This window comes from Streptomyces sp. WELS2 (assembly GCF_013870595.1).
Classification (GTDB): Bacteria; Actinomycetota; Actinomycetes; order Streptomycetales; family Streptomycetaceae; genus Streptomyces.
On the sequence record NZ_JACBWZ010000599.1, the window covers coordinates 1 to 3,950 of the forward strand.

The following is a 3,950-nucleotide window of genomic DNA, read 5'->3' on the forward strand; positions in this document are numbered from 1 at the left end:
GTAGCGGGGAGCGCCGGCGCGGCCCCCGTCCTCGTGCGATGGCGTACGACGACGTCACCCACCCCGCGGTCGCCGTCCGGGTGGGTGGCCGCCGGGCACGGATCGACGGGTTGCCCGTACCGGCGACAGAGGCGAACCGGACCTGCTGATTCGAGCGCGCCGGGCGGCCCCGGACGCGCGGGACGTGAAGATCGAGCCGATGGACGCCGCGATGTCCGGCGAGGAGTCGCCGTCGCGGCTCGGGCCGCGCCTGTTCCGGATCTCCTTCCCCGGGTACGACCTGCCGGAGCCGGTCCGGCGGCTGGGCGGACACGCGGCGGGCCGTTCGGTGCCGCCCGCGCCCGCGGACTGGAGCACGGTGGGCCGTCAGGTCTTCCGTACGGATCGCGCGGGTGGCCTCCCCGGGGCGTGCTCCGGGGAGACCGCCTCGCGGCCGTGGTCCGGGCGGGCGCTGTTCAGCCGCTCCAGCGGCGCAGTTCGCGCGCGATGTCGTCGACGCCGGCCGCGCCGTCCTTCACCAGCCGGGCGAGGTCGCGGACCTGCTCGGGGGTGGTGGCGATCTTCTCGCCGCTGGCGACCAGATAGGCGTAGGCGACGGCGGAGGCGAACAGGGCGTTGGCGCGTTCCAGCGCGGGGACGTGGATCAGCAGCTGGAGCAGGGAGGCGGCGCGGGCGTACGGGTCGGCGTAGACGGGGACGCCGAATATCTCGGCCCGGTGCCGGGCCACGGCGGCGACCAGGGCGCCCCAGTCGGTGACCTGGGGGTCCCCCGGGGTCTTCTGTTCGGCGAGCATGAGCAGCCAGGCGAGGTCGATACGGAGATCGTTCAAGGAATCCGCTTCAGGGCGTCGGCTCGGGCGGGTCGGCTTCGGGGAGGGGCCTGGGGGGACCGAAGGATCCGGCGGGTGCGGGGACCGCGGGGCGGGGGATCAGAGGCGGCCCTTCCCCGGTCCGGTGCCGTGCGCCTCGGTGAACTCCTCGGCGAACACGGACTCGTACTGCTTCATGAAGTCGGCGGCGGCCTCCACGAACGTGCGGCCCGTCTCCCCGGCGTCCTGTCTGACCAGCTCTTCGATATAGCGGTTGACGCTCATCCCGCGGGCCAGGGCGCGCTCGCGGGCCACCCGGGCGGTGCCCTCGTCCACGCGCACGTTCAGCTGGGTTTTCGCCATACCCCGACGCTAGCGCCGAGGCGCTAGCAGCGGCAAGGGCGCACGGTGGCACACAGCCGGGTGCCACCGTGCGCCGGTCCGCGCGGTGAACAGCGCCACCGGGCAGGCCGGGGTGGGCGTGGTGCAATGGGACCGGCTCAAGTGATCACCGACCGGGGAGAGTTCATGTCGCGTCCGTTCCGCTTCGGAGTCAACCTGCTGGACCCCGCGGCCGCCGACGAGTGGCGCGCCAAGTGCCGGCGCGCGGAGGAACTGGGCTACGACGTGATCCTCGTCCCGGACCACCTCGGGCTGCCCGCGCCGTTCCCCGCGCTGGTCGCGGCGGCGCAGGCCACCGAGCGGCCGCGGGTCGGCACGTTCGTGCTCAACGCGGGCTTCTGGAACCCGGCGCTGCTGGCCCGCGAGGTGGCGACCACGGACGCGCTGACCGGCGGCCGGCTCGAACTCGGCCTCGGCACCGGGTACGTGCGGGCCGAGCACGACGCGGCGGGACTGCCGTACGGTTCGCCGCGCGAGCGGGTGGACCACCTGGAGCGGACGGTCGCGGAACTCGACCGGCTGCTCGGCTCGGCCGACCACCTGCCGCGGCCCGTGCAGTCCCGGGTGCCGGTGCTGATCGGCGCCAACGGCGACCGCATGCTGCGGCTGACCGCCGAGCACGCGGACATCGCGGCCTTCACCGGGGCCCGGCCGGGCGACACGGCCGGCACCCTGGACCCGCTCACCGCCGAGGAGCTGGACGAGCGGGTGGCCCGCTACCGCGAGCTGGCGCGGCACCGGCCGGCGCCCGCCGAGCTGAACCTGCTGATCCAGCTGGTGGCCGTGACCGACGACCCGGAACCGGTGCTGAAGCCGCTGCTGGAGCGGCGGCCCGGGACGACCGTGGAGCAGGCGATGGCCCTGCCCATCGTGCTGGCCGGCCCGCTGGAGGACGTGGTGGCGAAGGTACGGGCGCAGCGGGAGCGGTACGGGTTCTCGTACCTGACCGTGCTGGAGCCGTTCATGGAGGCGTTCGCGCCGGTGCTGGCACGGCTGCGCGAGGAGTCCGTGTGACCGGAAACCGGTGGGCCCGCGAGCCGTCCGCGATCATGATGAGGGCATGACCGATCTGCGTATACGTGCCGCCGTGTCCGCCGACCTCGGCTCCGTGCTCGCCTTCTGGAAGACGGCCGCCGAGGGGACCAGCATCAGCGACGACCGCGCCGGCGTGGAGCGGCTGGTGGCCCGTGATCCCGGGGCGCTGCTCCTGGCCGAGCGGGGCGGCGAGCTGGTGGGCACGGTGATCGCCGGCTTCGACGGCTGGCGGTGCCATCTGTACCGGCTCGCGGTGCACCCGCGGCGCCGGCGGCAGGGCATCGGTTCGGCGCTGCTGGCCGCCGCCGAGGAGCGGTTCGTACGGCTCGGCGGGCGGCGCGCGGACGCGATGGTGCTGGTCCGCAACGAGACCGCGCACCACGCCTGGGGAGCGGCCGGGTACGGGCCCGAGGAGCACTGGCGGCGTTGGGTGAAGCCGCTCACGGACTGAGACCGCGGGACCCGCGGGGGGAGATCCGCGCACCGGGATGTGAGCCTGGAGGGGAGATCCGAAGGCTTCTTTGCCCATCCTTTACCATGGAGGGAGCACTCGGCTCTCTATGAAAGGTTGTGAGCGTCCGCCCATGGGCGAGCCTCCCAGTCCGCGACACCGCGCGCACTCCCCCACCCTGCCCGATCCTGGGACGGGGGTGACCCGATGACCGAAGTGCTCCTCCTCCTGGTGGCGATCCTGCTGTCGCTGGCCTGCGGCGCCTTCGTGGCGGCCGAGTTCTCGCTGACCACGGTGGAACGCGGCGAGCTGGAGCGGGCCGCCGCCCGTGGCGAGCGCGGTGCCGCGGGCGCCCTGAAGGCCGTACGGAACCTGACGTTCCAGCTCTCCGGCGCCCAGCTCGGCATCACCGTCACCAACCTGGTGGTCGGCATGCTCGCCGAGCCCTCGATCGCCAAGCTGCTCGCCGGGCCGTTCACGGCGCTGGGGCTGTCCCGGGCCACGGCGACCTCGGTCGCGCTGGTGCTGGGCACGGCCCTGTCGACGGTCGTCCTGATGGTCGTCGGCGAGCTCGTGCCGAAGAACTGGGCGATCTCCTCGCCGCTGGCCATGGCCAAGCGGGTGGGCAACGCCCAGCGCTGGTTCAGCGCGGCCTTCCGGCCCTTCATCACCCACCTGAACAACACGGCCAACCGCTTCGTGCGCCGGCTCGGCGTCGAACCGGCCGAGGAGCTGGCCTCCGCGCGCGGCCCGCAGGAGCTGGCCGCCCTCGCCCGGCACTCCGCCAAGGAGGGCGCGCTGGAGGCGGACACCGCCGAGCTCTTCGTACGCACCCTGAACCTGGCCGACCTCACCGCGGAGAACGTGATGACGCCGCGCGTCCAGGTCGTCGCCCTCGACATGCAGGCCACCTGCGAGGACGTGGCCAACGCCACCCGGGCCACCGGCCTGTCCCGGTTCCCGGTCTACCGGGGCGGCCTGGACTCCGTGGTCGGCACCGCCCACATCAAGGACGTGCTGGCCGTCCCCGCCGACCAGCGGCGCCACCGCACGGTCGCGCAGATCATGCGCGAGCCGCTGCTGGTCCCCGAGTCGCTGACCGTCGACCGGTTGCTGGACCGGCTCGGCGGCCGGCGCACCATGGCCGTCGTCATCGACGAGTACGGCGGCACGGCCGGCGTGGCCACCCTGGAGGACATCGTGGAGGAGGTGGTCGGCGAGGTGCGGGACGAGCACGACCCGCACGAGACGGC

Annotated in this window: 5 protein-coding genes; 3 read left to right on the top strand and 2 right to left on the bottom strand. The window is 73.8% G+C overall.

What is annotated here, in order from left to right:
• Positions 1 to 455: 455 nt before the first annotated feature.
• Both H5J33_RS26395 and H5J33_RS26400 read right to left on the bottom strand, forming a co-directional pair.
• Complete coding sequence (locus tag H5J33_RS26395) at positions 456 to 830, bottom strand: hypothetical protein (protein WP_030775141.1); 375 nt, start codon at positions 828 to 830, stop codon at positions 456 to 458.
• Positions 831 to 929: 99 nt separating this feature from the next.
• A complete protein-coding gene (locus tag H5J33_RS26400; protein WP_181797355.1) occupies positions 930 to 1,172 on the bottom strand; it encodes a toxin-antitoxin system HicB family antitoxin in 243 nt (80 codons plus the stop codon).
• A gap of 165 nt (positions 1,173 to 1,337) precedes the next feature.
• On the opposite strand from H5J33_RS26400, the gene H5J33_RS26405 reads away from it, so the two are divergent.
• The 3 genes from H5J33_RS26405 to H5J33_RS26415 form a co-directional block, all read left to right on the top strand.
• Positions 1,338 to 2,225 (top strand): LLM class F420-dependent oxidoreductase, encoded by an 888-nt coding sequence (locus H5J33_RS26405; RefSeq protein WP_181797356.1) that lies wholly within the window; start codon positions 1,338 to 1,340, stop codon positions 2,223 to 2,225.
• 46 nt (positions 2,226 to 2,271) lie between these two features.
• Positions 2,272 to 2,697 carry a GNAT family N-acetyltransferase gene (locus tag H5J33_RS26410; protein ID WP_181797357.1) on the top strand — a complete coding sequence of 142 codons (426 nt, stop codon included), beginning with the start codon at positions 2,272 to 2,274 and terminating at the stop codon, positions 2,695 to 2,697.
• A gap of 207 nt (positions 2,698 to 2,904) precedes the next feature.
• Positions 2,905 to 3,950, top strand: a 1,046-nt coding sequence (locus H5J33_RS26415) for a hemolysin family protein (RefSeq protein WP_181797358.1), incomplete at its 3' end; no start/stop codon positions are given.

Bases quoted from the DNA above. Each gene is read 5' to 3' on its own strand.
- H5J33_RS26400 (WP_181797355.1), bottom strand. From the start codon at position 1,172: ATGGCGAAAACCCAGCTGAACGTGCGCGTGGACGAGGGCACCGCCCGG.
- H5J33_RS26405 (WP_181797356.1), top strand. From the start codon at position 1,338: ATGTCGCGTCCGTTCCGCTTCGGAGTCAACCTGCTGGACCCCGCGGCC.
- H5J33_RS26410 (WP_181797357.1), top strand. From the start codon at position 2,272: ATGACCGATCTGCGTATACGTGCCGCCGTGTCCGCCGACCTCGGCTCC.